Origin of the sequence: Frigoribacterium sp. ACAM 257, assembly GCF_007954365.1 — a bacterium.
Taxonomy (GTDB): domain Bacteria; phylum Actinomycetota; class Actinomycetes; order Actinomycetales; family Microbacteriaceae; genus Frigoribacterium.
This window is the reverse complement of sequence record NZ_VOLO01000008.1, coordinates 1-26,874: the sequence shown is the minus strand read 5'-3', so window position 1 is coordinate 26,874 and position 26,874 is coordinate 1. Positions and strand designations below refer to the sequence as shown.

The window sequence follows — 26,874 nt, the reverse complement described above, 5'->3', positions numbered from 1 at the left end:
TAGCACGACGACCAAATTGACGCTATTTTGCTTTCATGCCTGACGCCCTCGGCCCCTCGGGCCACTTCCACGATCTAGAGCAAGCCATCGTCGACCTCGGCCTTCCTGTCAGAGGCACCATCGCCGATCTGACATTTCTCTATCAGGCACTCGCGCGACCGTCTCGTCTGAATGCGGCTCTTCGCCACCTCGAACTCGAATGGCTCGGGGCGACTGACACACCGCGGGCCGCAGTGCCGTTTTTGTCCCGCGCAGAATTGATGCACGTCCTGGGACGCTCTCTGGGCATCGACGCCGTTGAAGCGTTCGAGACGAACGACGTCACGCTGGGCCTCGGTTTTGATCATGCTCAAGTGCACAAGTTCGTGCGCGACGGGCACCTCTGGGCGTACGGCACCCCTGATCTCCGTTTCCCGAGATGGCAGTTCACCTACGGTCGAGACGGTCTTCCAAGTGCATTCATTAGCGATCGCCTGCAGGTTGTTGTGGCTGCCATCCCGAGCAACGCGAACCCGGGCTTAGTCCGTTCCCTAATGACGCTCAGCTCTCCAGCCTTGCCATCCGTTCGCGGCCGTGAAGTGAGCCCGAGAGAGTTTCTCCTAGGGGGCGGCGCTCCGAGCTCAGTAGCAGCCCTGTTGCTTCGCTACCTCGATGCCCCGGCCGATCAGGTTCGGGAAGTAGCAATTCGGGTCAGTGAATGGGCCTGAACGACCAAGGCTTGGCTCTACCGACGGAAGCTCCGCCCAGTCCGCTGATCGAACCCGCCGAGCAACTCGTAGCTGTCGCTGGCGACTGGCATAGTAGCCGGAGCGCCGCCCGCAAGGCGATGCGACTCGTACGGGAGTATTCGCCAGAGATCAGGACGATGCTGCACGTTGGCGATTTCAACCTCGGGTCAGAGACGCCCTGGGTTGCATACCGCCAAGCTCTGAGAGATGTGATGCGCGAGTCCGGCGTGCGACGCATCCTTGTCACTCCGGGCAACCACGACAACTGGGGCCGTCTAGTCCCCTACTTTGCCACCCACCCGAACACGCCCTACTTGGTCCCTCGCCTAGAAAGCATTTCTTTCTTGCCCCGGGGCTACCGCTTCGAAATTTCGGGACGGACTTTTCTGTCGTTCGGTGGAGCGGCATCTCCCGACCAAGAAAAGAGGACGCCAGGGAAGGACTGGTGGCCCGAGGAAGAACCTACTCAAGGCGACGCTGACCTTGCCGCGCAAGCGGGAACAGTAGACATCATGCTGGCCCATGAGGCCGTTGACAACGGGACGGGGAAGGTTGATCGCCTCCTTCAGATCCCGAATTCCCGATTCTTCACCGAACACGGCCTCGAGGCCTCCCAAAGGTCGCGAGCCATAGTCACGGACGTTTGGACTCGCACTTCGCCCCGCGTCCTCTGCCACGGACACATGCATGTGAAGGATGAACGCCGCCTACCTGACGGTCGCCGGGTCTTCTCGATGGCCGCCGAGGAGATGCCGGGCAATGTTGGCGTGATTGATCTCACCGATTTGTCCTGGACGTGGCTCGCGTAGGGCCAGGCCTGTTAGTAGGCAGCCATAGCCAGGGCGCGGCCTTCTGGCTGCAGCAAGGGGTAATGCCCCGAGCAGACTCGGCCGATAGGCCTTGCGAACAGATCTATAAATCTATAGTTCTCAGGCCTGATCCCGACTTGGCGATCCTCAACCCGTCACTGATTGTGCACGCAGGTCGCGAGTGTCCCTGCGCCGGCAATGGCGTCTCCCTTGACTTCGATCACATGCCGCCTCATCGGGGCAAATTCCTGCCGATTCAGCAATCTAGGCTCGCAAGAACGCTGGGACGCAGCTTTTTCTTTGAGGCGAAGCACCCTAAGGACGTCCGCCACCTCGGAGCAACTCGCCACTTGACGGCTTTCAACAACCTTTCTAGACTTTTCCCCGGCTCGGGAATTAACCAACAGCTCAGTATGGGGCTCGAATCCATCATTGGCCGTTCTGCCCGAAGCCCCGGCCGGTGTCCCGTCGCTGTCTAAAGCCACCGCGAAAGGACATTCATGCTGAGCGCCGAAAATGATACTTCTGGTAATTCCGCCACCGCCACGGCCGACGACGAGAAGCCGCTCTCAGCCAGGGCCAAGTTGATCATCGGCCTCCTGCTCGCCTCGGCATTCGTCGTGATTCTCAACGAGACGATCATGGGCGTGGCATTGCCGAGTCTCATGCGAGATCTTGATATCAGCGCCGCCACGGCCCAGTGGCTTACGACGGCCTATCTGTTGACGATGGCGATCATAATTCCGACAACCGGGCAGGTCCTGCAACGGTTCGGGACAAGATCGGTGTTCATCGCGGCGATGACGCTCTTCACGCTTGGTACCGCCCTGGCCGCCGCCGCCCCAGGGTTCGAGGTTCTGCTTGCCGGTCGTGTTGTCCAAGCCAGCGGTACCGCCCTGATGCTTCCTCTGCTCATGACGACAGTCCTCACCTTCGTCCCCCGCTTCACGTCGGGGTCGAATGATGGGCTTGATCTCGATTGTCATTGCAGTGGCTCCGGCCGTCGGCCCCACAATCTCGGGCTTGATCCTCAACGCCCTGTCCTGGCGCTGGCTGTTCCTCGTCGTTCTGCCGATCGCTCTCGTCGCCCTCGTGATCGGTTCGCGCCTCATCACCGACGTCGCGGAGACCCGTAGAACCCGTTTCGATATCTTGTCCGTGCTTTTCGCCGCCGTCGGTTTCGGCGGTCTGATCTACGGGCTCAGCAGCATGGGCGAAGCGGCTGGCGGAGGTACTCACATTCCGCCCCTCATCCCCATACTGGTCGGCGCCCTCGCGCTCGGGGCATTCGTGTTCCGCTCCGTGTCTTTGCAGAACCAGGATCGCGCCCTGATGGACCTTCGTCCCTTCCGCAACCGTGCGTTCACAATCTCTACTCTTTTGGTCATTGTGAGCATGGCGACACTCTTCGGCTCGCTCATTCTCCTTCCCCTTTACCTGCAGAACGTCCTCGGCATGAACACGTTGGAGACGGGGCTCGCTCTGCTTCCGGGAGGCGTGGCGATGGGAGTCACAGCTCCCATCGTCGGACGCATCTTCGATCGTTTCGGACCGCGGCCGCTGGTCATTCCCGGCTCGATCTTGCTCAGCGCCTCCCTGTGGGGACTGACCACGGTGGACGAGCAGAGCAGTGTCGTCCTGGTCATCGCGATCCATGTGGCGCTGAGCATTGGGCTCGGCTTCATGCTGACTCCCCTGCTCACGTCCGCCCTCGGTTCCCTGCCGAAGAACCTCTACTCGCACGGGTCCGCAATCGTGAACACCCTTCAGCAGGTTGCAGGCGCCGCCGGCACGGCGCTATTCATTACCCTCATGACTACCGGGACTGCCTCGGCACTTGCCGCCGGATCCACCGAGATCGCGGCACGAGCAGGAGGCGTTCACACCGCCTTCGTGTGGGGCGCCTTCATCTCACTGCTACCTATCCTGCTGTCCTTCTTCGTCGGGCGAGCACCCGACTCGTCGAAGGAGTAATTAGCGGCAGAGACGTCAGCTCGGCAGGTCCAACCACGCCCAGACATTGACCCCGATAGTGCGCCAGGCGGCAGTCCCCGCCTGGATTGAATCGCTCTCGAACCAGCGGGGGCATCCTTGCGCGATCGCACTAGGGCACCATGGCCGTTCTGACTTTCCAAACCGCACCCGCGCGGGCCATCGTCGCGCCAAGACTTACTCGCAGTTGGGGCGGCATGCACCGCCAGCACTTCGACAGCGAACCCGCTGCTGAGCGCGAAGCGGCACTAACCAAGGTCCCATGGTCTAGGCACGCGAAAGCGCGAGACCCTGCAGCAGTAATTCCGCTCAGGGACTCGCGCTCGCGACTTCCAGCCGTGTTGTCCTGTCACAAAGGTTGGTGTGCGGGCGGTTGCCATCTAGCCTCTGAGCCAAGCCAATTCGTCCAGTGCCATTCGAGCGACGACGCGCCATGGCGTCCGGCCGAGGACGCTCGGCTAACCACCATTCGACTGCTGCACTCCTTCGGCTAGAGCTTCGAAGGAGTAGATGTAGCCGCCAGCCGGCCCGCTGATGGTCGCGTAGGCCTCATTGGTTCCAGGCCTGATAGCGAGGTTGGTAGCGGAACTGAGTCCTTGCTCGGCCACGGTGATGGTCTGCAGAAGAGATCCGGAGGTGTCGTAGACGAGGATCTCCGGTCGGCTGTGCAGCCCTACGTACAGGTTGCCCGCGGCGTCCACCGCGATCGAGTCCAGCTGCCCAACGCCGGGCGAGGCGTGGACCGCGGGAAAAGCCGAAACGACTTCGGTTCCGGCCTCGTTCAGGGTGAGACGATCGATCCTGTTCCCGGTGTTCAAGCTCACCCAGAGTTCGCCGTAATTGGGCGAGAAGCTAATGCCGTTCGGAGAGGGGAGCCGGCTAGCGAGGACGGTTGCTTCTCCGGTCGCTGGATCCACTCGAATCACGCGACCTGAGGCCTCCCAGTACGGGTCCTGCGCGCCGGACGCGTCGGTCACGTAGAGGGCCCCGTCGGCGCCGAACGCGATGTCGTCGGGCTGCATCGGTACGCCCTCGACAGGTCCGGTGAACACATCACGCACGTCCTCGCCAAGGGCGGTCATGCTCTGGATCGTCCCGGTGAGGAAATCTGTGACGTAAAGCCGACCGTCTTCCGGTCCGAACTGCGCTGAGGTCAATGTGGACGTGCCATTCGTCCAGACCGGCTCAACATTCTTCTTGTCGAGATCGACGCGCAGGACGTTGCCAGCTTCTGGCGCGGCTGTCACGTCGACAACAAAGAGGCTTCCGTCTGGGGCGAAGGTCGGCCCCTCCAGCAAGGTCGAACCAGTCGCGTCGTGCACCTCAGTCACTTGCAGCACTTGTTCGGCAGTGATGACCGGGGAGGTCGTCGTCGACGGAGCGGCCCTACCGTCTGCTTGGATAGTTTCTGCTTGCGTGCAAGCCGTGAGTGCGCCGACGAGCAGAACCGGTACCGCGATAGCAGTTTTCTTCATCGGACAACCTCCGCGTCGGCGCCGACGAGCATGTCGTTCATGCCCTCTTCGCGCCAGGCGCGGAGAAGGCGGTGGAACGATATGGGTCCTGGGCTGTACGAGTTACCCCCGGCTTGGCGGGTACCCTCGCCGTTGTAGTACCCGGGGGTGCATTCCGTTAGGAAGGCCTTCGTATCTGCGGCGGTCTCGCGCACGGTCCGCACCCACGCCTCTTGTGCGTCCTCACTGGGCTCGAGGTAGCGGGCTCCGGCCTCACGGCCGCGGGCGATGACAGCAGCAATGTGTTCTGCTTGCTCCAAGAGAATGTGCGCGAAGTTCACCGAGTTTGCGTTCTGAATGGCGCTGAGGTGGAACAGGTTGGGAAAGCCGTGAGACGAGAACCCGTGGAGCGTTCGCGGACCTTCCGCCCACGCCTCGAGTAACGTCCAACCACCCCTCCCGACGACCGGCAGGGCGCCAGACATCACTCCGGAGATGCCGACCTCGAAGCCGGTTGCGAAGATCACACAGTCGACCTCATACGCCGTGTCGCCGACCCAGACCTCCGTCTCGGTCATGCGTGTGATTCCACCCGCGTCAGCTGTGTCGACCAGGTGCACGTTGGGCCGGTTGAAGGTCGGTAGATAGGTGTCACTGAAGCCTGGGCGTTTGCACATGTACCGGTACCAGGGCTTGAGAGCAGCAGCCGTTGCGCTGTCCTGGACGACGTGGTCGATGCGAGCCCGCAGCCGGTCCATGGTCTCAAGGTCGGCGCGTTCGTCGCGCAGCTCGCGTTCCTCAGCCGGGAGAGACGTGTCGACCGCCCCACTCAAGAATTGACGCTGGAGATCAATCGTCTTGGTCCAGCCGTCATGAACCAGAACCTCCTCGACCGGTTCACCGGCGAGGACTGCGAGGAAGTTCTCCATACGCTCCCGCTGCCATCCGTGAGACAGCGACGCGACCCACGCCGGGTCCGTCGGGCGGTTGTCGCGGACGTCAACCGTCGAGGGTGTTCGCTGGAACACAAGCAGCTCTCGGGCGTCCTCTCCAACATGCGGAATCACCTGAAGGCCGGTAGCGCCCGTACCTACGACGGCCACGCGCTTGTCCGCGAGTCTAATCAGGCCCCCGCTGGCCGTGCCGCCGGTGTAGCCGTAGTCCCAGCGCGATGTGTGGAAGGTGTGGCCGCGGAACTTCTCGATACCCGGGATGCCCGGAAGCTTGGGCTGGGTGAGGGTCCCGGAGGAGGTAATGACGAACTTCGCGCGGAACTGGTCGTCTCGATCTGTCTGGACGACCCACTCGTCCTCCTCCTCGTCCCACCGGAGCCCGGTGGCTCGCGTGTGAAAGACGGCGTCACGGTACAAGTTGTAGTGTTCAGCGATGGCGACTGCGTGTTGGCGGATCTCCTCACCCGGTGCGTAGCGCTCTGATGGGATCGTGCCGACTTCCTCAAGTAGTGGCATGTAGACATACGACTCGATGTCGCACCGCACCCCGGGATAGCGGTTCCAATACCAGGTGCCGCCTACGTCACCCGCTTCGTCCATCAGGCGGAGTGATGTCACGCCCGCCTCGCGAAGCCTGGACGAGGTGAGCAGTCCACCGAAGCCCGCTCCGATGACGAGTACCTCGACCTGGTCAGTCAGCGGCTCGCGATCCACCCAAGCGGTGTACGGATCTTTTGCGTAGTAGCCAAATTCACCCGTCGCTGGGTGGTACTGGGTTGCGGCGTCGGGCCGGGCCCGCCGGTCACGTTCGGCGCGGTATCTCTCTCTGGCTAGCTCGAGTCGGTGGTTCTCAGAATCAGTGGCGTCAGCCATGGGTGTCTCACTCTCGTCACGCGAACCGGCGAGGTGAGAACGTCCTTGAACAGGGGCGTCGGCATGTGCTCCACCGCGCCGATACGACTGCGGGTCGGCTATCAGTGCTTACGAATAGGTTAGCCTCGATCTAACCATTTGCCCTGGGTGTCCCCTGAGTTCTACGGTGTCTGGATGAACTCCCGCACGCGCTCCCTCTCGGCGATTGAGGCACTGTCAGTCGGCATCACGGTGCGCTCGATCCCCCGTGTACTCGCCCCACTGCTCACTACAGATCTGACAATTCAGCAGCTGAAGGCCCTCTCGGTCATAGTGACGACCGATGAAGGAGGAACTGGCGCGGGGCTCGCAAAGGCCTTCTCCGTATCCATGCCCTCGATGTCGAAGCTCATAGACCGTCTCGAGACAAGCGGGCTGGTCGTGCGAACAACCGATCCGGAGGACCAGCGGGTGCGCCGCGTTCATGCCACCGATCTCGGTCGGGCTGTGGTCCGTGAGTTGATGGCGACCCGGCCCGAGCTAGGTGCGGACGTGCTGTCAGGCTTGTCGCTGGACGAACTAGAGGCGTTGGAAATCGGACTTCGGGCCATCAGCCGCGAGCTTCGACCCGATCGCGAGTGAAGATGCGAACTGCGGCCAACCTGCTGATGGCGACCAGCCAGAGCACAACTGACTGGTTTAGGCCCGGGAGGGGCGCGCTGCCAACCCCGCTCGAAAGTACAGCGCGTCGATGGTTTCGATTTGAGCGACGCTGTCGGCAGCACTGGTCAAGGGGCGAGCGCCGGTGAGAATGGCGTCGCGGAAGGCCTCGAGTTGATAGATGTAACTCGACCGGCGCTTGATTGGTCTGACGCGTCGAACACCCCCCGCCCGCACCGTGAGGCGGGCGCCCATTTGTGGGTGGTAGGGCCAGCTGACAGTCAGGGCCCCGTTGTCACCCGTCACCTCGAGTCGAGAAGCGAGAAGGGTGCGTGACCATATGGATGAGACGATGCTGCCCTGAATGTTCTTTGCGAACAGCATGCGGCTTTCAAAACGCCGGTCGACCTCTCCTTTAGACCAAGCTCGCGCGTCGAGTATCGACTGGGGCTCGCCGAAAAGTTCCCTGAGTTGCCGGACCGGGTAGTAGCCGGCGTCGAGCAATCCGCCCCCGCCCAATTCTCTTTTCCATGGATCTGCCGCCCTCGAGATGACGGGCACAGCATGCACAGCCCGAGCCGCTGTGATTTGGCCTAGCTGTCCTGATTTGAGCACGTTACGGATCAGCTGCTGAAGAGGGTGGTAGGCAGGGTGGTACGCCTCCATAACGACCACGCCGGGTGAGGCTGCCGCCACCCTGAGGACCTCCCGGGCCGCGCCAGCGTTGCTCGTGAACGGCTTCTCGCAGAGCACATGCTTTCCCGCACGCACCGCCGCCGTCACCAGATGTTCATGGTGTGACGCGGCCGCTGCAATGTAGACGGCATCGACACCGGGGTTCTCGAGCAACTCCTCGAAAGTGCGATCGACGTGAGGAATTCCATGCCGCGACGCGAAGGCTCGAGCCCTCCCCGGCTCGCGATCAGCGATCGCCACGACGTCGACCCCACTGACTTTCTGGGCAGGCGCAATGAGGGCGATCGGGGCCACGGCTGCCGTTCCGATCATCCCGACGCGGATAGGCCGCAAACTGGGCATCTATTTCCTTTTCCTATCGGCACGTGGTGACTTTGCAACCTTGCTGCCTGTTCTTCGATGAATTGTCGGAGCTACCGTGAGCCGGTTCGTCCGTGAGTGAGACGGGAGGGGCGGGCGACGACGCCCGTCCCTCCCGTCGCACAACCTTGTCGCGGCAGGCGACAACTGTTAGTTCATCGACTGACCGCCGGCGACGTCGATCGTCTGACCACACATGTAGTCGGCGGCTTCCGTACTGAGGTAGGCCACCATGTTGGCGACCTCTTCAGGCAAAGACGCCCGGCCGACCTGGATGTAGCGATCAATCGCTTCGAGCATGGATCCGCGTGCGGCGAAACCCTGCTCGTCAGAGGCATTGGCCAGAACGTCTCGCAAGACCGGATTGATCATGAGACCTGGTGCAACGCCAAGGACGTTGATGCCCCGCGGCATGAACTCGTGGGCGAGGTTGCGGGTAAAGCCGATGACTCCGGACTTGGCCGCGTTGTAGACGGTGAGGCCGCGGTGCTGAATGCGCCCGCCGACAGAGGCGATGTTGATGATCCGCCCGTGGCCCTGGGGCAAGAATTGCTCGACAGCGGCGTGGGCGCCGTACATGAGCATGGTCAGGCTGCCATGCACCGTGTAGTCGATGTCGGCTTTCGTGTGGTTCTCGAAGCTGTCTGAAACGACTTGCACCGGGTTGTTGATCATGATGTCTAGCCCTCCGAGAGCGTCCGCGCTCTGAGCCACGACTTCGTGGACCTGGTCCCAGTCCGAGAGGTCCGCCTGAAACGGAATCGCGCGGGTGCCCCAACGCTCCTCGACGATGGCTGCGTTGCGCACGGCGCCTTCGTGATTGATGTCGATCACGGCGACGTCCGCGCCGAGCCCGGCAAGGCGATTGGCGATTGCCTGACCGAGTCCGCCCCCTCCAGCGCCTGTGACGATTGCCTTGCGGCCCGACAGGTCCATGAGGTCTGTGACGCGCTTCTCGATGATGTGCGTAGGGAGCCTGTCGAAGCCCATGGTCTTGGCGAATTCGGTTGGGTCGCTGTTCATCTTTTCCTCCTAGGAGTGATCGCTGCCCAGCGATCATCTGAATGGCAACGCCATGTTGCCATAGAAGGTTGGGTACTGTCTGAGGTGTGGACGGAGATAAGCGAAGAACTCGGGGGGTGCAGCAGGGACCCCGGAGCACTGAGGTCGTTGAGCGTGTGCTTAGGGCGACGGTGAGTGAACTTGGTCGCGTCGGCTTCGCTGACTTCTCGATGGAAGCCGTGGCCCGCGAAGCGGGAGTGAACCGCACGACCGTCTATAGGCGTTGGCCGACCCGCAGCGCACTCCTCGGTGCCGTTGTCCAGCCCCTTATGGACCGGTACGACGCCGCCCCCGACACGGGGTCCACACAACACGACCTTGAGTTGTTGATGCGTCAAATTCGCTCAAGCTCAGACACGCCTGAGGGACGAGCCTTGACCGCAGCCACCCGCGCAGCGTCGGAAGAGCTTCATGAGCTGGTCGCCGCCATCGTGCTCCGTGCCTCGACACCTTTTCGGACCGTCTTGCAGCGGGCGGCGGATGCAGGCCTCTTGGACCAAGAGGACGTGGACCCCGCGACTCAGCTTGCCTTCTTCGGCATTGTCATGTGGGAGCAGTCGCATTCTGGGCCTGCGACCGACAGCGATTGCGCTCGCCTGGCCCGGTTGATCGTGCCTGGTGAGCAGACGGTCAGCTAGGCGATGGGAGCTGTTTGTTCTAGAAGGTAGGTGATCCCAGTTTCGATGAGCCGCAGTTCGAAGTCGAACTGCTCGTCACTACCCAGAGACGGCCCCCCCGCGCCCAGGAGGCGACGGATCAGACCGAACCGGTCGCTGGGCATCCGATCGATCGCGTCCTTCAGAACTTGCTCCTGCGGGTGCCGATGGTCGGCTGACACGAGCTGGTCGCGCGCAGAAGAGAAAGCAAGGACGGCGATCATGGCGATGGCTCGACCAGCATCTGCCACAGGCAAACCCGCTTCTACGAGCCTCTCGACAGCGATCTCCGCAGGCCGGACTGATTCAAGATCATCTTCGGAGTCGATGGCGACGTATCCAGCCCACGCACCTGCTGCATTCACAGCGTCACGGGTGATGTGCGCGAACGAGCGCACGGCGGTTTGCCAGTCGTCAAAGTCGACGAAGTCGTGAGTCCGCATCGCATCTCGGAACGTGTCCGCCGCGACAAGCTGCAGGAGCGTAGCCCGGCTGTCTACATGGTAATGAAGGGTCTTTCGATCCACCCCGATCTCGTCTGCTAGTGCCTGCATCGTCAACGTCGATGGATCAAGCGCCTTCGCAGCCTGAATGATCTGTTCGCGGCTGACCCGCCTCGGTCGTCCACGTCGGCTCGTTACAGCGTCACTTGCCACCGTTCACTTCCCTTCCATCAGACCATCCTCCTGCACCTGGGGACATTTGGCGCTACCGACAACCCAGTCGGGGCCGTCGCTTATTTCGCCCAGGTCACCCGGCGTCCTGGACCGTCACCTCGATCGTGACCGTGTCTTCTCCGGGCGAGGAGATCGAGACGGTCGCGACGCCGGCCCGGGTCGGACGGAGGACGGCGAGTGCGCGGCCGTCGAACGTGTTCCATACGTCAGCGTCGAAGCGTTCGGTAGTCTTCGGGTTGGCGCTGCACAGGCCCGCAAGAACAACTGCGTCGCCATCGACGGTCACCGTCACAGGGTGCTCTTCTGAAGTGACCAATGTGTCGTCTTCGGCGCGAAACTCGATAGCTACGAACGCGAGTGACTGGTCGTCCGCGATGAGCGATGCACTGTCGGACACGGCGGTGAGTCGTGCCCGGCCGGGTGCCGTGTTGAGCGTGGTCTGTCCGCATTCCTTGCCGTCGCGAAGAGCGACAGCAGTGAGACGTCCGGGGCGGTACGCCGTTTGGAGAACAGCCATGAACGGCCGCTCGGTACCCACCTCGGCTCGACCAATCTCCGCTTCATCGAGCATGAGGATGACCTCATCGGCGTCGGCGTAGACCTCCACAGTGACGGGGTCCCCCTCGCTTGCCGGCCACGTCCACGACGAAACTGAGTCGCTCCATGCCCAGGTCGACTGTGAGGCGATAGGAACACCGTGCCGTTCCGGACGTCGGACAGCGATATAGGGCTCTGCGCGCATGCCGAAAACTATCTCTCGGTAGAACGACAGAGGCCGGCGCCAACCCGTGATGTCGATGTCCCCGCACCAAGCCGTGAGGAACGGGAACTCACGTTCTAGCCCGCCGCTTCCGCCTTCACCCTCATAGGCAAGCGCACCCAATCCCACCTCACCTAGGTAGTCCCAACCTGTCCACGTGAAGTCGCCGATGACGTTCGGATTCCGTTGCACGGCTTCCCAGTTCTTGCCGATGGCCCCGGGGAACGTTTCGGACCCCACGATGACTCGGTGGGGGAAGAGATCGCGGTCTACTGCGTATCGGGCTTCGGAATAGTTCAATCCGAGAACGTCCAGGGCCGCACTGGATTCCGCGGTGCGTCTTGTCGCAGTTTCTCCGGTGCCGACAAAATCGAATCCGCCCTCGACAGACATCGCCTCGTTTAGGCCGCCAGCAGCCTCGAGGATCGCTGGAAGTTCATCCATCACAGCAAGGAAGGGGTTGACCCCGTTCGTGACGGGACGTGATGGGTCTAAGGCGCGGACGTGTTCGGCCATGCGACGAGCCCAGCGTGCACCGTGGGGTGTTCCGACCTCGGCGATTTCGTTACCGATCGAGTACATGATCACGCTGGGGTGGTTCCGGTCCTTCGCGATCATGGATTCGAGGTCCATCGCCCACCATTGCGGAAAATCAAAGGCGTAGTCGTCGGTCGTCTTAAACCTCGTCCAAACGTCGAAGGCCTCATCCATGACCAACATCCCCAGACGGTCACAGGCGTCCAGAAGTGCTGGTGATGCCGGGTTATGAGCAGCTCGAATGGCGTTGAAGCCGGCGGACTTCAGCAGCTCGATGCGCCGTTCGTCAGCTCGGCCAATGGCTGCGGCGCCAAGGGGCCCGTTGTCCGAGTGAATGCAGGCACCGCGCAGGAGGACCGGCTCCCCATTGATGCGCAGCCCCTTCCGAGGATCAACCGTGATGTCGCGAATTCCGAAGGTGGTGAGCACCTCGTCGCCTTGGCCCGACAACTGCGTCCGTGCCGTGTAGAGATGAGGAGAGTCGGGACCCCACAGGGCGGGATCTTGGACATAGAACCGCTGACGAATGAGAGTGCTCTCACCTGGCGCGAGCGTGACGGGAGTCTCGTCTTTCTCGACGATGTCGCCCTGAGGAGACAGCATGATCGTGTCAACGCTCAGTTGCCCTGTGACGAGCCCGGCATTGGTGAGGGCAGTGTCGACATCGATCACGGCTTGGTCCGGTTCGATCCGAACCGTTCGAATCGTCACTCCGTCAGGGGCTATGTGGATTGCGTTGTCGACATGCAGGACTACGGGGCGGTGCAGACCGGCCCCGCTGTACCAACGGGAGTCCTGACCGGACCGGACCTCGATGCGAATCGTGTTCGCCGCGTCGAACTTCAGGTAGGGGGTGAGGTCAACGAAGAATCGGGCATAGCCATCTGCCCGTGTCCCTGCAAGCTCATCATTGAGAAACACCTGGGCTCGGCGGTAAGCGCCTTGCACTTCGAGGCGAACCACCTTTCCTGACCAGGAGTCGGGGGCGTGGAAAGTCTTTGCGTAGGAGTACGCCGCGTTGGGGAAGTAGGCACCCGCCCCCTTGCCCGGGGCGTTCGGGTCCCGGGTAGCGTCTCGGAGCGCGTCATGGGGCAGGTGCACTGCGACTGCTTCGTCTGCGCCGTTGCCGAGACCCCCAAACATCCCGCTGGGAGACCCGCAGATCCATTCCGTGTTGAAAGGCAGGGCGGTCAAGTCGTTGTCCTCGTGTTGGTGGTGCTCATTGTGAGAAGGGGTGCGCCCGTCGCTCCGAGCGAGCGACGGGCGCACGAGGTTCCGCTATTCGACGGTGCTGGTAGCGAAGAAGCCGCGACGGGCGCCGTGGACTACAGCGGTGTTCTCGATACGGAACGAGCCGGTCTGCTTGATGTCCGCGGAGGAGGATCCCACGAAAACAGTCATGGTTCCCTCCTCAACGAGCCACCGCATGTCAACGTCCAGGAACGCGAACTGGTTCGCCCGGATCTCGAAATGGATCGTCTTTGTCGCCCCGGCGGGAATGGCGACCCGTCGGAAGCCAGCAAGCTCCTGTACGGGGCGGACCATGCTGGCGTAGTCATCCTTGACGTAGACCTGAACGACCTCGTCGCCGTCCCGCGAGCCGGTGTTCGAGACGTCGACGGAGACCTGAACGTTGCCGTCCGCGTGGACGCTCGGCGAGACGGACAGGTTCGAGTACTCGAACGTCGTGTAACTCTGTCCTGCGCCGAAGGGGAAAAGCGGTTCTTTCGTGTCGTCGACGTACCGGTTCATGATCATGGTCCCGGCGCTGCTGACACTGTTGCTGCGACGGTGGGCGGCATAGATGGGAATCTGCCCTGCATGTCGCACAGCTGTCATGGGGAGGCGGCCGGCGGGGTTGTAGTCGCCGAAGAGAACCTCAGCGAGTGCCTGACCACCAGTCTCGCCCGGGAACCAGTACTCGATCACAGCGGGGAAGAGATCAGCGACGGCGGCACTTCCCAGCGGCTTGCTGTCCATGTGCACCAACACGGTGGGGGTGCCCGTCTCGGCAATGCGCGCCGCGAATTCCTCTTGGATGCCCGGCAGCCCCACGTGGGCGGTGTCGATTCCTTCGCCCGATGTGCTGCCGCTTCCCCAGCCGTACTTTCCGCCCAGGGCGAGGACGACGACATCTGCCTCAGCTGCTGCGGCAATGGCGGCGTCGAACCGGCTGCGATCGGTGCCCGCGATGTCGCAGCCCTTCTCGTAGACGACGTCGGCGTTCGGGCTGGCTGCTCGGATAGCCGAGACGATCGTGGGCGTCTTGTGCCCGTAGATGCCGCGCAGAGCGGACTCAACGGCCTCGGGTTCCGATCGAACGTCGCTGCCCTCAAAGAACGGAGCAAGCGGAGGCAGGTCGTAGTTCTCCATCAGTTCGGGAAGGTCGAGCATGCCTGCCATCTCGGACATCGTGCCGCTCATGGCGAGGTCGATGGATGCGGGGCCCGTGTAGCAACCGAAGAACAACCGGATGGAGTCCCCGTGAGGGCCAACGACGGCGATCTTCGTGGCCTCTTTCGAGAGAGGCAGAATGCCGTCGTTCTTCAGTAGCACGGTCGCCTCACGAGCAACGGTGAGGCTGTGCCCGAGAGCCATCTCGGGCTCGTATGCCGTTTCGAGCAGCTCAGTTCGTGCTCCTTCCCGCTCGAACAAGCCCAGCTCGACCTTGGTGGTGAGCCAGCGCGTCACCGCCCGATCGAGGACGGCCTGATCGAGTGACCCGTCACGAACTGCCTTGACGAGCCCGTCGCCGAACCCGAATGGCGTGGGCAGTTCGACATCGAGTCCGGCGACGAGGGCGGCGATGCCGCCGGCAACTGCGTCCTCAACGACGTTGAGGTCGACCGCGAGATTGATGGACATGTAGTCGGAGACAACCACTCCCCCGAATTCCATCTCCTCCCGAAGAAGGTCCGTCAGGATGTGCTTGGAGGTAAGGAGCAGTTCACCGTCGATCGTGCCGTACGAGTTCATGATCGCCGCCAGGCCTGCTTCGGTGATCGCGGCCTGGAAGGGCTTCGCGTATACCTCGCGGAGTTCACGTGGCGAGATGGGATTCGAGGTCATGTTCAGCCCCCCCTCGGAGAAACCAAATCCAAGGAAGTGCTTTCCCGTTGCGGCGACGCCGTTCCGGAGATCCGGACCCTGAAGACCACGCACGAACGCGACGCTCATGGCCGCGCACAAGGTGGGGTCTTCCCCGTACGTCTCACCAACTCGGCCCCACCGGGGGTCGCGAGCGACGTCCATGACGGGCGACAGTGCCTGACGCACGCCCACGGCCATCATCTGGTCACGGACGATCTCAGTCATCCGCTCAACTGCGCTTGGATTCCAGGTCGCACCGAGACCGATGGCCGATGGGAACACCGTGCCTCCAGGGCCAGTCCATCCTGAGACCGCCTCCCCGTGCATCAGCGGAGGAATTCCGACGCCCGTACGGGAACTCACGTCCGCCTGCAGCTCGGTGTAGAACTTCGCGTCGGCGGCCACGTCGCCCCCGGAACTGATGCTGCCGAGGGCACCTACCCCATTTGGGAATTTCGCCAGAGCCGCTTCCTGATGTCCTGCAACCAGGATGGTGCACTGCAGCTGCGCCACCTTCTGCTCGAGCGTCATGCTCTCCAGCAGGCCCTGCACGATCTGCGCCGTCGACCTCGACGTCGCCACTTCTGTCGGTTCGTTACTCACCGGTTCTCCTCTTCGAGCCGCAGCTGCCGTCACGCCAAAGACCGTTGGACGCACGCCTGCCGCGGTCACCGTTCGTCGTTCTCAGCCCACGTCGGACCGCCGACGTCGGCACTCGTTTTTCCCGAGGTGGGGAAAACGCTAGAGGGTTTGGCCGCTCTCGTCAATCGACATCGGATTGGCACTGTCAGAGACAAGAAGCGTCGGAGTCCGTTGCGTGACCTACCGCTTGCCGGGGGGACTTGACTAATGCAACCGTTCGGGCGTACTTTTCCCCCGCCCGGGAATTAACTCCGGTCGTCGATACACCAGCCCCCTTCAAGGAAGAAGCGCCATGGCCGACATCTCATCCGAGACCGCCCCGAAGACGGTCTCCAACGCAGTGGTTTACGAGTTTAAAACCCCGGCCATGCGTCGCTACACGACTTTCTACGCCCTGGCAAACCTCGGCGTGGCGTTGCTCTGGGGGTCGTTGCTGGCCATCATCATCCCGCTGCACGTCCAGGGTCTCGAATTTGCGCGCGTCTTCGGCCCCGACTCGGGGGTTGATTTGCAGGCGCTCACTACCCTGCAAACCGAGGTTGCCTCCGGAGCCGCGACGGCGACACCCGACCAGACTCGTCAGCTCGAGCTGCTGTCGACGTTCAACGCGTCACGCGCAACGAGCCTGTCGATAGTGACATCTGCCGGCGTAGTTCTAGCCATGCTGTTCTCTCCGCTCCTCGGAATGCTGTCCGATCGGACTCGATCGAGGTTCGGTCGCAGGGCGCCGTGGATCGCCGCTGGCAGCATCGCCGGTACAGCCCTCATCTGCCTACTTCCCGTCGTGCCGTCCGTAGCGGTCCTCGTGGTCGTCTGGTCGCTCATTCAGGTGTGCATGGGACTCATCCAGGGGCCCCTCGCTGCCACAGTGGCCGACCGCGTTCCGGAGGAGCGAATTGGCGGCCTGTCGGCCATGGCCGGCCTGTCCTCCTACTTCGGCGCGATCGTTGGAGCCGTCGCGGCGGGAGCGTTGTTCAATGCAATCGGCCTGGGAACCTACATACCGATCGCAATCGTTCTGTTCCTCCTGACGATGGCCTTCGTCCTGTTCGCTCGCGATAACTCCTCACGGGACATGGTGACCAAGCGACTTCGCTTCGGGTTGGTGCTCAAGTCCTATGGAGTGGCTCTGACAGATCGTGACTACCGTTGGGCTTGGATCTCGAAGGTACTGCTCTACCTGGGTTATGGAATCAGCTCGACGTACTCGCTGTACATGCTTCAGAGCTACATCAGGCCCGCTTTGTCGGTGAGCGAGGCCGCGCAGACGGCGCCGCTCCTGCAGTTCGCGGCCCTCCCGACGACCCTGCTCGCCATGTACTTCAGCGGGCGCTGGAGCGACAAGGTCAAGCGCCGTAAGCCCTTCGTCATGGCGGCGGGTTTCATCATGGCGGGTAGCTTCCTCATCCCGTTCTTCTTCCCCACTCTTGCTTCGATGTTCATCCAGGTAGCCATCACTGGCATCGGCTACGGCATGTTTGTGGTCGTCGACCAAGCTCTCTTCATTGAGGTCCTCCCTGACAAGGAGGCCGCTGGCCGCGACCTCGGATTGTCGTCGCTCGGGCAGAACTTGGGCAATGCTCTTGGCCCGATCGTGGCGGGAATTGCAGTCACCCTTGCCGCCGGAAACTACGGTCCCGTTTGGCCCGTGGGTTTCGTGCTCGTTCTCGCCGCGGGCCTCGCGATCACGCGCATCCGACGAGCGCGGTGATCGATTTGGTCGTAGTTCGTCCGGTGGATTAGCACGGCATCGGCGACACGACACCCTGCAACAGCGGAATGGCAGACGTCCGCCAGCTTCAGAAGCTGGCGGACGTTTGCCTTTGCCCTTCTTGACCGCCTCGCGAGGCGGCGCGAGCACTTTGACTACTGAACGGACCATCCTCCGTCCGAGGCGAGGATGACTCCGTTGACGTTGGCGGAGTCCTCGCTGAGCAACCAGGTGATGGATGCTGCTATCTGCTCTGCGCCAGCCACTGGTGGCGTGAGACCAGAGAACGGGCTGAGGCGTTCGCGGGCGAAGTCGCTCGCCAATGTTCCCTCGATTGCGGTGGCAGTTGGACCAGGCGCGACGGCGTTAACGCGAATTCCTGACGGACCATACAGGAACGCTGAACTCTTCGTGATGCCGACCACCGCATGCTTGGAGGCAGTGTAGGCGGTCCCTGCTGCGTTGCCACGCAGGGAGGCTTCGGACGCTACATTGACTATCGCCCCGCGGCCAGCCGAAAGCATCACTGGCAGTACGGCGCGGCTGAGCGCAAAGGTGCCGTCAACGTTCACGGAGAAGACCCGCCGCCAGAGGCCATCGTCTGTCTCGTGCAAGGGCGTCATTCCGTCCATGACTCCGGCGACGTTGGCCAAACCGTCGATGTTCGCTCCTGCGGCATCCATGATGGCGCTGATGCCGTCCGGTGAGGTGATGTCGGCGGTCACGGTCACGATCAGTTCGTCCGGAGAGTCCGCTTCGAGAGCTGCAATGCCGCCCGGTACGACATCCACAGCGATCACTCGCCCTCCTTCGCGGATGATTCGTCGGGCCGTCGCGCGCCCGATACCGGAGCCGGCACCGGTCACGACGAGCGTCTGTCCTGAGAAGCGCCCCGACGACTCCGCTGAGTCCTGCAACTCTTCGGGAGGAATCACGCCCCCATTTGCCTGCTTGACGAGTGTGTCGACCAGTTCCTGGGGAAAGGAATTTCCGCCGAGGTCGATCATCGCTCGGAGCGTGAGCTGGCGTGCCGGGTAGAGCGCTTCCTCCGACTGCCCGGCCTCAGCGAGGAAACGGCGGAAGATCGGCCCGCCGACGGCATCGTCGAGCCATTCCTGCAGAGTGTTTTTCGAGGTGAGGGTCATAGTCGCTCTTTCGTTAGGAGGTGATGTTCGCCTGGCCGCGGACGGGACCACGACCAGAGGGGGACTTGAGGGTGAACCTCGAAAGGCGACGTGCCTCGAGGAGATCAAGACACGTCGCCTGACGGGCACGGTGAGAACTAGGGCAGTCGAAGGGACGCCGTAACGGAGTCAGGGTCGCCTGAATATGACGACGCTTCGATGACCGCGGTCGGTGCGGCCCAGATGAATCCGTCGTCAGTCCAGCGCTGGAGGGGTCGAAGTGATCCCGCCACGTCGACCTTCGCGCTCTCGCCAGGCTCGAGAAGGACGGTCGCAAAGCCGAGGATCACCCGCTGCGGGAAGTCGGCGGCTTGTGTGACTCCGTAGAGCTGGACCACGTGTCGCCCTGCCCTGGACCCGGTGTTGGTCACGCGGGCCGTAGCAGAGAAGGCGTCCCCTGCGGCTGTGGTGATCACGAGGTCGGAGATCATGAACGTCGTGTACGAGAGCCCGTAGCCCAGGGGGAAGGCAGCTTCGACTCCATCGCGGTCAAGTAGGCGCTGACCGAACCAACGGTCGTAGACGATGCTGGTCGCGTCTCGATCGAAGTAGGGCAAGTGAGACTCGCTCGTCGGAACGGAATACGGCAGACGTCCAGATGCATCGACCTGACCGGTGAGAACGTCGGTCAGTGCGTGGCCCCCTTCAACGCCGCTGTACCAGCCGATAAGGACTGCGGGAACATCGTCTCGCCACTCCTCCGTGATGACGGCGCCAGCTGTGACAATGACGACGACTGTGCGGGGGTTCGCAGCTGCCGTCGCTCGAATGATGTCCACGTCAATGGGACGCAGCCTGAGGCTCGCACGGTCCCCACCCACGACGGAACCCATTGCACCGGCGGCGCCCGTCATCGGGGAAGCGGTACCGCCCTCAGGGTCAGCGTCGATGCCACCAGCAGCCGCGTCTGTGTCCTCCTGAGCCGGGTCGCCGCCCATGGACGAAGGATCGACCCCCTCAGGCAGGGGCGGGAACAATGCGAGAACAGCGGGATCAAGCATCATGTCCCCGCCGACGTACTCGCCCTCATCGTCGGCGGTGTAGCCGACGACGACGACCGCGACATCGGCTTCCCGCGCGGCCTCGGCAGCGGCTACTGGGTCGTCGTCAAGCGCGGTTCGCAGAGCGCTATTCGGGAACGCTTCGCGAATTCCGTCCAGGGCCGTTGCGACCTCGGGCGATCGGACCGCCGAGGAACCGTGATCGCCCGTGTTCGGGAGAGCCGCGAGGCGACCGATGAGAGCGACGGAGGCGGTGTTGGCCGGTGAGATCGGCAAGACGGGTCGATCATCGACCCTGTCGTTCTTGACAAGAACCATGGACGTAGCGGCCACCGTTCGCGCCAGGGCTCGATGATCTGCTGAGAACACGACGTCTCCGGATGGCTTGTCTTCCCGGTCAGCAGCGTAGTGCGCTAGTTGCGTGCGAAGGATGCGTCGAGCCGCACGGTCAATGTGCTCCCAACCAACCTTGCCCGACTCGAGATCGCCGGGCAGGTGCGCGGCACGCTGCTGGCGCATTGGTGCCTCGACGTCGAGTCCGGCGCGTACCGACACTCCAGCATCCCTTAGCCCCGAGACGAAGTCAGAGACAGTGACGCCTTCGAATCCCCATAGGTCTCGAAGGATGCCTTCGAGGAGTACCTCATTCTGACCGGCCCATTCACCGTTGACGGAGTTGTAAGACGTCATGATGCCGTCAACTCCCTCCTCGACTACGCGACGGAAGTGCGGGAGGAAGACCTCGTGAAGCGTCGCGTCGTCGGCCTGTACGTCCACTTTGAACCGGGCGTTCTCCATCGAGTTCAGCGCGTAGTGCTTGGCTACCGCCATTGCGTTGCGCCGGACGCCCCGCACAAGTGCTGCTCCAAATTCACCCAGCAGATAGGGGTCCTCGCTGTAGGTCTCCTGCGCTCGTCCCCATGCCGGGTGGCGAGGCAGATTGATGCACACCCCCCCGAAGAAGTTCGCGTCTTGTGCCCGCATCTCACGGCCTATGGCGAGGCCGACTTGTTCTTCCAGGTCTGGGTCCCACGTGGCTCCCCGGGCCATGGACACCGGGAACGCCGTGGAAGCGCCCATGACGACGCCGCGCGGGCCGTCACTGAAGCGGAGACCAGGAATGCCGAGACGCTTGATCTCTCCCATGACGATGGGGTGCAAGTTGTAGCCGATGCTCATCTCGGCGATTCCCACCCAGAAGTCGGCGTCGCCGTCTAACAGCCAGAGCTTCTCGTCGTCGGTAAGTTGCGCCAGAAGGCCGTCGGTCTCGACGGCCAGGTCGTTGCCCTCGCGCACGCGAGCGGCCGCGGTCTCGAAGGCGGTTTGTTCAGTGGATGTAGTCAAGGAGAACTCCTTAGTAGCTGGTGGGCACCCGGGGGTTCGGGCAGGGAAGTGGATTACTCAGCGCGAAGTGCGGTTTCCGCCCTGAGGCCGGAAGAGGACTCGGCGATCACTCGGATCTGACCAGGTCCCGTCGGGCGAACGACGGCTAGCGCACGACCGAGGTAGAGGCGCGTGGTGGCCGAGGTGTAGTCGTCCTCAGACGCCGGCGCAGCGCTACCCAGCCCCTGCAGGGTTCCGCTTCCCTCTACACGGACGGTCACCACGTCGTCTCTCAGGACATGCACGATGTTGTCGCTGTCGGCAATGGTGATGTCCACGTACGCAAGGTCGGTGTCGTCAGCCCGAATGACGTCGCGGTCTGTAACCAGGCTGAGTCCACTGTCCGGTTGCGCAGTGCGGAGCGAGTCAGTCTCCGCGCGTGCCCCGCCGCGGATGGCTACAGCTGTCAGCTCGCCCCGCTCATATGGGACCTCGAAAGTAGCCATCCAACGGTTGTCTCGACCAGCCGGGGCACGCCCCACAGTCTGTCCGTTGAGGAGCAATTCGACTTCGAGTGCGTCCGAGTAGACCTCTACCGTCATCACCTGATTTTCGAAGCCGGGCCACGTCCAGCTTTCCGTGCTGTCGCTCCAGGTGTAGAGCGAGGGCTGCAGATCGGCCCGCGATACCTCCGGACGGTGCACTGCCAGATGGGGGGTTGTGCGCAGGCCCCAAACGATTTCGCGCCAGTACGAGATGGTGCGCCGTTGACCGGTGATGCCGATGTCTCCGGTCATGGACAAGCGCCATGGGTAGTTCCCGAAGAACGGCTCACTTGCGGGCTTGTCAGCGCCGAGACCGGCCTCCCCGATGTACTCCCACGCCGTCCAAGCGAAGTCGCCGATGATCTGTGGGAATTGCTCGACGAGGGGCCAGATCTCGTGCAGCTTGTTCGGCGTCCCCTCGGTTCCGAGAAGAAGGCGCTGAGAGTGTCGCTTGATGTCAAGTTCATACCGGGCTGAGGCGTAGTTGTAACCAGCGATGTCGAGTTGCGACATAGCGTCTTCGAGGCGGTCCGTCGCCATGTCGGAGGTCACTACATTCCCAAGGAGATCGCCGAGGTCACGCATGAGCGAGTTCACGCCTCCCTCGCGGCCCATCTCGGCTTTCAGATCATGAAGGGACGTCATCATCGGGTTCACACCGTTAGTGATGGGGCGCGAGTCGTCAATAGACTTAACGAGGTCGACCATGTCGCGACCGAGAGTCGCTCCCCAGTCGTTTCCTGTGTCTGCAACCTCGTTGCCGATGGAGTACATGATCACGCTGGGGTGGTTGTAGTCGCGGGCCAACATCTCTGGAAGGTCACGTCGCCACCAATCGGCGAGATCGTGACCATAACCAAAGCCGGCGGTCGTAGATGTCCAGCCGTCGGTGAATTCGTCCATGACCATGAGACCGAGTCGGTCGCAAGCGTCGAGGAGTGCCTCGCTGATCGGGTTGTGCGCAGAGCGGATGGCGTTGTACCCGGCTGCCTTGAGCAACTCGACCCGACGTTCTTCGGCCCGCGCAATTGTGGCTGCACCGATGACGCCATTGTCGTGGTGCACGCATCCACCTCGAAGCTTGACTGGGCTGCCGTTGATACGCAGCCCTCGTCGCGCGTCCCACTCGAGCGCCCGGATGCCCAAGCGTTCCTCGTGCACCTCGACGACCTCTTCTCCAATTTTCACGGTTGTGCGGCACGTGTGCAGATGAGGCGTCTCGGCACTCCACAGCTGCGGACTGGCGATCGTGAAGCGCTGTCGTAGCGTCGAGGTGTCGCGAGGACGCACTGCGAAAGTGGCGGTATCGACGGCCACTACTTGGCCTGAAGCATCGACAATCTCCGTGGTCACGAGCGCGGTGCGAAGTACTCGGTCGTCACTCTCGAGAGTGGTGTCGATGGCAACGACGGCGACTTCGCTGTCGGCACTGAGGGTGCGCGTGCGCACCCCGTTGCGGGCAATGTGCACCTGTTCGCCAAGCAGCATCCATACGTCACGGTAGATCCCGAGTCCCGTGTACCAACGAGCGTCTGAATGGCTCCGGCATTCGACACGAATTTCGTTCGCACCCTCCACAAGGTGGTCGTCAATGCGAACCGAGAAAGGGATGTAACCGTACGGTCGTTGACCGACAAGGGCGTCATTGACGAACACCATCGCGCCGCGGTAAACACCGTCGAACTGTAGCTCGACTCGGCGGTTCTGCCACTGATGAGGGACTGTGATCGTCTTGACGTACTCGACAACACCGTCGCCGTAATAACCCGTCAGAGCGCCAGGCTGGTTTTCAGCAGAACGCGGACGCCCGAGGAGAGCGTCGTGTGGAAGTGTCACGGGTTTCGGCGTCTCGGCCTGCCCAAGAATTTCGAGAAAGGGACTGGTCGAAGGGCGGATCGCCCATCCGTCGTTAAATGATGTGCGTTCCACTGAGCTTCCTTACTCGTTGGTAAAACTCGACGGCACATGGCCCACGTGCTGACCAGGGCGGAACGAGCGAACCTGCCGCAACCGGCCCGATGGCTCGCTCCACGCTTTTTCCCGGTCCGGGAAAAAGCGTACAAGTCGGAGGATTGCGGGTCAAGCCGAAAGGAAGCGAATGCCTTTCGGCCAGAAGGGGGCAGATGGGCCGGCATCTGAATCCGTCGCCACCAGAGGGCGCATGGACCCCGTTTTCATGACGCCACCAGGATGAAATTGCCCGCGCCCGCGGCTCGAGGGGCTCAGGAACCCCAGTGCATACGGATGCTTTCAGCAATCGGTTCGCCAATTCGCGTCGACATCAATTGCGCCTTCTCGCGTGCGACTCGAGGTGCTTGTAGAAGATCAATCGCCGCGAAAGCTGGGTCCGCGGTAAGCGCCCAGGAGAGACAACTTGCTTTTTCCCCGGCCGGGGAATTATGCTCGAGAACGACACTTGTTGGGCGCCCCACTGGAGCTTCAGCCGGCACCGTAATTCTTTACTTGTCCTTCCAGTGGCCCAACTGCGGCGCCACTCGACGGCGCCGAGCGCGCCTCCACCACGAGGCTCTAGAGACCGATCACAAGGACCGTTGGAGATGGCGAAAGACTTGATAGACCGATTGAGCCGGAACAAAAGTATTTTTTTGGGCCTTCTAGTAAGTCTCGTGTTGGCGGGCGTGATGGCAGTAACAGGCGTTGCAGCCCTCTGGGCCGCAACGCTGATGCAATTGGGAGAGTTTTCCTGACCGGTCTCGTGCCGTTATGGCGCGGGACCTGACCGCACACAACATGGAAAGGTAAGTAATGAGCTGGGTAGCATTTCTTCTTCTGGGACTGATCGCGGGAGCCATCGCGAAGTTGATCTTGCCGGGAAAGCAGGGTGGCGGATGGTTCGTGACCCTGATTCTGGGTGTCGTCGGCGCCCTCCTCGGTGGTTGGCTTGGGGGCATCATCTTCGACATCAATCTTGAAGGGTTCTTCGATCTTCAGACCTGGCTGATCGCCATCGCCGGCTCGATTGTTGTGCTTCTCATTTACGGCCTCATTTTTGGGCGCCGTCGCGCGTAGGAAGAACAGACCAAGCAGGCGACCCGTCTCCCTCGGAGGCGCGTCGCCTGCTTTTCTTTTCCGCGTGGATCAACCTCGGGACCGGTCGATCGAACCAAGCGAGCCAGTCGGCAACATTCGAGCCCCTTCGCTTCTGCCACAACGCCACTGGACCCCGATTGAACTTGGCTGGAGGAACGACCTTGACCAGCACATACGGCCGCCTAGCGCCCGGCGAGTCAAGCCATGACCTGACTACAACCCAACCATTCTTCCGACACGCATGGTCGGGGAGGGACGTAGGTGAGGCCCGAGCACAGCTCGAGTTGGAGTTCGGTGGCTGCCGGTTCCAGGCTCACGCGGACGCGGGAACATTCTCAGGTCGGTACGTCAGGGCTGGTGATCAATCTCTAAGCCTTCAAGCTGGCACTTTCACTGGTCACTTGCGAGGAGTCGTTCCTTGGTCGCGTAACTACGTGGTTACTTGGCTTTCTTCGGGGTCGGTGACGATTCGCCACCCGGAGGGCGCCTTCACGAGCACTGACGCAGTTCCATTCTTGGCGCCTGCGGAGGCGTCCTACTCTTTCGCCGTCACCCCGCACCGCCACAACATCGTCAAGCTTGAGTCGGCTTTTCTTGAGAACATCGCTGCGGAACGACACGGCGGCCCTTCGCAACGTCTCGTCTTTGATCGCGCCGCTATCCCCACTGCTAACTCTGTCACTGCTTGGCGGCGCGTGCTTGGTGAAGCGCTCCCGAGTATCGTGAGCCCCCATTTCAGCCGATTAGACCGCTTGCACGCGCAACGCTCAGTGGCCCACGCTCTTCTCGATCTCTTCCAGTGGCAAGCGGTCGACGTTCCGACGGAGTTGCGAACCGAGCGCACCCGTCGACTTCGGCTCGCCGTCGAATACGTCCACGCAACCGCCCATCTGCCTGTTAGTCCAGCTGAAATCGCGGTAGCGGCTGGATTGCACCCACGGACCCTTCAGAAGCAGATGCGAGATCATCTTGGGCTGACTCCGACGAAATTTCTGCGCAATGTTCGCCTCGACAGGGTTCGGAACGAGCTTGCTGTTAAATGCGTGCCCGGCACTTTGGTGTCCGACGTGGCTACACGCTGGGGGTTCAATAACCTTGGGCGTTTTTCTGCGGTCTACAACGAAAGATTCGCTGAGTACCCCCGCGAGACCCTCGAACGCCCCGCAACATGTCATCCGGCTGTAGGCACGCGAGCGTTTTCAACGCGGGGCGAGCGCTAATAGCTCACTCAAGCTGAGCCGCGATCTCCTCGTTGCCAGCGCGACTCAACGCCACAACTTGACGAAGTCGTCCAAAATGCGTGTGGGCGTGTTCGGATGCAAGTCAACGGCTTGCCGGAACAGATGCCCGTGGAGCCCATCGAGCAGGGTCAGCGCCGCGATCTCAGCGTCGACACCGTCTCGAAGCGGGAGGCTTCTTAGGCATTGAGCTATGTATGACCTCTGCCTGTCCCAACCCACACGCACCGACGCCGCAACAGCGGCGGACCCCAAGCCCTGCACCAACGTACGAAGCCCTGATAGGGCGTTAATGGACGACGAAACGGAGAAGTGGGTCTCAAGGTAGTGACGCAACTCGGTCATCCCTGCCCCGGGGTCTAGCGGCGCTTCGGGAATACGTGCCACCCACCGCTGCGTCAAGGCCAACGCCAACTCTTCTTTCGAGCCGAATCTCTTGATCAGACCTCCAGGACTCATGCCGGCTGCAGGCGACACGTCGTGCAGGGCCCATGGTGTCCCGTCCAGTCGCTGAGCCAGGGCATCATCTATGGCGTCGAGTAGCTCGTCGTTGGATCTGATCTTCCACCTCGGCATACCGCAGTAGACCACGCTTTCGTGCTGGCACTGAGCAGATGCCGCAAGTCGCTTCCACGGCCCATGTGGTCAGTTGTCTGGGGCTCGATCATGTCCTGATCTTTGAGCTTGACGTTTGCTTCTGTCGACAGCTCAACCCCGGCCCTGAAGGTGTGACCGGGGTTGAGTGTCGTCGGCTGCGCGCTAGTTCCTTGCGCCCATCAGGTGCTCGAGCGCGAGCTGCTGCAGGCGGACGAACCCGTACCCGTGGCCGCCGAAGTGCTGCCCCGCGTCGTAGTCCTCGTACGAGGCGCGGTCGGCGAGCAGCTGCTCGTAGC

At 62.2% G+C, this 26,874-nt stretch carries 19 protein-coding genes and 3 pseudogenes; 9 read left to right on the top strand and 13 right to left on the bottom strand.

What is annotated here, in order from left to right; all coding sequences use genetic code 11:
* Positions 1 to 35: 35 nt before the first annotated feature.
* The 4 genes and pseudogenes from ES689_RS14915 (at position 36) to ES689_RS14905 (ending at position 3,511) form a co-directional block, all read left to right on the top strand.
* Positions 36 to 707: a hypothetical protein gene (locus ES689_RS14915; RefSeq protein WP_146906280.1), complete on the top strand. Its 672-nt coding sequence runs from the start codon at positions 36 to 38 to the stop codon at positions 705 to 707.
* Entirely contained in the window at positions 698 to 1,537 is an 840-nt protein-coding gene (locus ES689_RS14910) for a metallophosphoesterase (protein WP_146906278.1), read from the top strand. The genes ES689_RS14915 and ES689_RS14910 overlap by 10 nt, the downstream gene beginning before the upstream one ends.
* A 500-nt stretch (positions 1,538 to 2,037) precedes the next feature.
* Positions 2,038 to 2,421: pseudogene (locus tag ES689_RS16160) on the top strand (MFS transporter); the annotation flags it as partial.
* 76 nt (positions 2,422 to 2,497) lie between these two features.
* Positions 2,498 to 3,511: an MFS transporter gene (locus ES689_RS14905; RefSeq protein ID WP_370512386.1), complete on the top strand. Its 1,014-nt coding sequence runs from the start codon at positions 2,498 to 2,500 to the stop codon at positions 3,509 to 3,511.
* Positions 3,512 to 3,987: 476 nt separating this feature from the next.
* On the opposite strand, the gene ES689_RS14900 is transcribed toward ES689_RS14905, so the two are convergent.
* Together ES689_RS14900 and ES689_RS14895 are read right to left on the bottom strand one after the other, a co-directional pair.
* Positions 3,988 to 5,004 (bottom strand): SMP-30/gluconolactonase/LRE family protein, encoded by a 1,017-nt coding sequence (locus ES689_RS14900; RefSeq protein WP_146906276.1) that lies wholly within the window; start codon positions 5,002 to 5,004, stop codon positions 3,988 to 3,990.
* Entirely contained in the window at positions 5,001 to 6,809 is a 1,809-nt protein-coding gene (locus ES689_RS14895; protein WP_146906273.1) for an NAD(P)/FAD-dependent oxidoreductase, read from the bottom strand. The genes ES689_RS14900 and ES689_RS14895 overlap by 4 nt, the downstream gene beginning before the upstream one ends.
* Positions 6,810 to 6,983: 174 nt before the next feature.
* Between ES689_RS14895 and ES689_RS14890 the strand changes: the two genes are divergently transcribed.
* A complete protein-coding gene (locus ES689_RS14890; RefSeq protein ID WP_146906271.1) occupies positions 6,984 to 7,430 on the top strand; it encodes a MarR family winged helix-turn-helix transcriptional regulator in 447 nt (148 codons plus the stop codon).
* A gap of 57 nt (positions 7,431 to 7,487) precedes the next feature.
* Here ES689_RS14890 and ES689_RS14885 read toward each other — a convergent pair whose 3' ends face one another.
* Both ES689_RS14885 and ES689_RS14880 read right to left on the bottom strand, forming a co-directional pair.
* Positions 7,488 to 8,486 carry a Gfo/Idh/MocA family protein gene (locus ES689_RS14885; RefSeq protein ID WP_146906269.1) on the bottom strand — a complete coding sequence of 333 codons (999 nt, stop codon included), beginning with the start codon at positions 8,484 to 8,486 and terminating at the stop codon, positions 7,488 to 7,490.
* Positions 8,487 to 8,654: 168 nt separating this feature from the next.
* Positions 8,655 to 9,527, bottom strand: coding sequence for an SDR family NAD(P)-dependent oxidoreductase (locus ES689_RS14880; RefSeq protein WP_146906267.1), 873 nt, complete (start codon positions 9,525 to 9,527; stop codon positions 8,655 to 8,657).
* Between the two features lie 86 nt (positions 9,528 to 9,613).
* Here ES689_RS14880 and ES689_RS14875 point away from each other — a divergent pair, with 86 nt between their 5' ends.
* Positions 9,614 to 10,204: a TetR/AcrR family transcriptional regulator gene (locus tag ES689_RS14875; protein WP_146906265.1), complete on the top strand. Its 591-nt coding sequence runs from the start codon at positions 9,614 to 9,616 to the stop codon at positions 10,202 to 10,204.
* On the opposite strand, the gene ES689_RS14870 is transcribed toward ES689_RS14875, so the two are convergent.
* The 4 genes and pseudogenes from ES689_RS14870 to ES689_RS14860 all read right to left on the bottom strand — a co-directional run bounded on the left by ES689_RS14870 (position 10,201) and on the right by ES689_RS14860 (position 15,889).
* Positions 10,201 to 10,749, bottom strand: coding sequence for a TetR/AcrR family transcriptional regulator C-terminal domain-containing protein (locus ES689_RS14870; RefSeq protein ID WP_223269639.1), 549 nt, complete (start codon positions 10,747 to 10,749; stop codon positions 10,201 to 10,203). The genes ES689_RS14875 and ES689_RS14870 overlap by 4 nt on opposite strands.
* Positions 10,750 to 10,972: 223 nt before the next feature.
* Positions 10,973 to 12,868: a glycoside hydrolase family 2 TIM barrel-domain containing protein gene (locus tag ES689_RS14865; protein WP_370512388.1), complete on the bottom strand. Its 1,896-nt coding sequence runs from the start codon at positions 12,866 to 12,868 to the stop codon at positions 10,973 to 10,975.
* A 132-nt stretch (positions 12,869 to 13,000) separates the two neighbouring features.
* Positions 13,001 to 13,339 (bottom strand): annotated as a pseudogene (locus ES689_RS16155) (sugar-binding domain-containing protein); the annotation flags it as partial.
* Between the two features lie 135 nt (positions 13,340 to 13,474).
* Positions 13,475 to 15,889 carry a glycoside hydrolase family 3 N-terminal domain-containing protein gene (locus ES689_RS14860; protein WP_223269638.1) on the bottom strand — a complete coding sequence of 805 codons (2,415 nt, stop codon included), beginning with the start codon at positions 15,887 to 15,889 and terminating at the stop codon, positions 13,475 to 13,477.
* A gap of 331 nt (positions 15,890 to 16,220) precedes the next feature.
* Between ES689_RS14860 and ES689_RS14855 the strand changes: the two genes are divergently transcribed.
* A complete protein-coding gene (locus tag ES689_RS14855; protein WP_146906261.1) occupies positions 16,221 to 17,639 on the top strand; it encodes an MFS transporter in 1,419 nt (472 codons plus the stop codon).
* A gap of 155 nt (positions 17,640 to 17,794) precedes the next feature.
* Here ES689_RS14855 and ES689_RS14850 read toward each other — a convergent pair whose 3' ends face one another.
* From ES689_RS14850 to ES689_RS14840, 3 genes are all read right to left on the bottom strand, one after another.
* The gene (locus tag ES689_RS14850) at positions 17,795 to 18,784 is read right to left on the bottom strand and encodes an SDR family NAD(P)-dependent oxidoreductase (RefSeq protein ID WP_146906259.1); all 990 of its coding nucleotides are present in this window, start codon (positions 18,782 to 18,784) and stop codon (positions 17,795 to 17,797) included.
* A 137-nt stretch (positions 18,785 to 18,921) separates the two neighbouring features.
* Positions 18,922 to 21,168 carry a glycoside hydrolase family 3 C-terminal domain-containing protein gene (locus ES689_RS14845; RefSeq protein ID WP_146906257.1) on the bottom strand — a complete coding sequence of 749 codons (2,247 nt, stop codon included), beginning with the start codon at positions 21,166 to 21,168 and terminating at the stop codon, positions 18,922 to 18,924.
* Between the two features lie 53 nt (positions 21,169 to 21,221).
* Complete coding sequence (locus ES689_RS14840; RefSeq protein ID WP_146906255.1) at positions 21,222 to 23,621, bottom strand: glycoside hydrolase family 2 TIM barrel-domain containing protein; 2,400 nt, start codon at positions 23,619 to 23,621, stop codon at positions 21,222 to 21,224.
* An 837-nt stretch (positions 23,622 to 24,458) separates the two neighbouring features.
* Here ES689_RS14840 and ES689_RS14835 point away from each other — a divergent pair.
* Positions 24,459 to 24,722 (top strand): GlsB/YeaQ/YmgE family stress response membrane protein, encoded by a 264-nt coding sequence (locus ES689_RS14835; RefSeq protein WP_146906253.1) that lies wholly within the window; start codon positions 24,459 to 24,461, stop codon positions 24,720 to 24,722.
* Positions 24,723 to 25,510: 788 nt separating this feature from the next.
* Here the strand turns inward: ES689_RS14835 and ES689_RS15965 are convergent.
* Positions 25,511 to 25,678 carry a hypothetical protein gene (locus tag ES689_RS15965; RefSeq protein WP_223269644.1) on the bottom strand — a complete coding sequence of 56 codons (168 nt, stop codon included), beginning with the start codon at positions 25,676 to 25,678 and terminating at the stop codon, positions 25,511 to 25,513.
* Positions 25,679 to 25,699: 21 nt separating this feature from the next.
* Here ES689_RS15965 and ES689_RS16150 point away from each other — a divergent pair, with 21 nt between their 5' ends.
* The gene (locus ES689_RS16150) at positions 25,700 to 25,963 is read left to right on the top strand and encodes a helix-turn-helix domain-containing protein (RefSeq protein ID WP_370512387.1); all 264 of its coding nucleotides are present in this window, start codon (positions 25,700 to 25,702) and stop codon (positions 25,961 to 25,963) included.
* 777 nt (positions 25,964 to 26,740) lie between these two features.
* Here the strand turns inward: ES689_RS16150 and ES689_RS14820 are convergent.
* Positions 26,741 to 26,874: pseudogene (locus ES689_RS14820) on the bottom strand (xylose isomerase); the annotation flags it as partial.

Coding starts and splice junctions, on each gene's coding strand:
- ES689_RS14915 (WP_146906280.1), top strand. CDS start 36: ATGCCTGACGCCCTCGGCCCCTCGGGCCACTTCCACGATCTAGAGCAA.
- ES689_RS14910 (WP_146906278.1), top strand. CDS start 698: ATGGGCCTGAACGACCAAGGCTTGGCTCTACCGACGGAAGCTCCGCCC.
- ES689_RS14905 (WP_370512386.1), top strand. CDS start 2,498: ATGATGGGCTTGATCTCGATTGTCATTGCAGTGGCTCCGGCCGTCGGC.
- ES689_RS14900 (WP_146906276.1), bottom strand. CDS start 5,004: ATGAAGAAAACTGCTATCGCGGTACCGGTTCTGCTCGTCGGCGCACTC.
- ES689_RS14895 (WP_146906273.1), bottom strand. CDS start 6,809: ATGGCTGACGCCACTGATTCTGAGAACCACCGACTCGAGCTAGCCAGA.
- ES689_RS14890 (WP_146906271.1), top strand. CDS start 6,984: ATGAACTCCCGCACGCGCTCCCTCTCGGCGATTGAGGCACTGTCAGTC.
- ES689_RS14885 (WP_146906269.1), bottom strand. CDS start 8,486: ATGCCCAGTTTGCGGCCTATCCGCGTCGGGATGATCGGAACGGCAGCC.
- ES689_RS14880 (WP_146906267.1), bottom strand. CDS start 9,527: ATGAACAGCGACCCAACCGAATTCGCCAAGACCATGGGCTTCGACAGG.
- ES689_RS14855 (WP_146906261.1), top strand. CDS start 16,221: ATGGCCGACATCTCATCCGAGACCGCCCCGAAGACGGTCTCCAACGCA.
- ES689_RS14850 (WP_146906259.1), bottom strand. CDS start 18,784: ATGACCCTCACCTCGAAAAACACTCTGCAGGAATGGCTCGACGATGCC.
- ES689_RS14835 (WP_146906253.1), top strand. CDS start 24,459: ATGAGCTGGGTAGCATTTCTTCTTCTGGGACTGATCGCGGGAGCCATC.
- ES689_RS16150 (WP_370512387.1), top strand. CDS start 25,700: ATGCGAGATCATCTTGGGCTGACTCCGACGAAATTTCTGCGCAATGTT.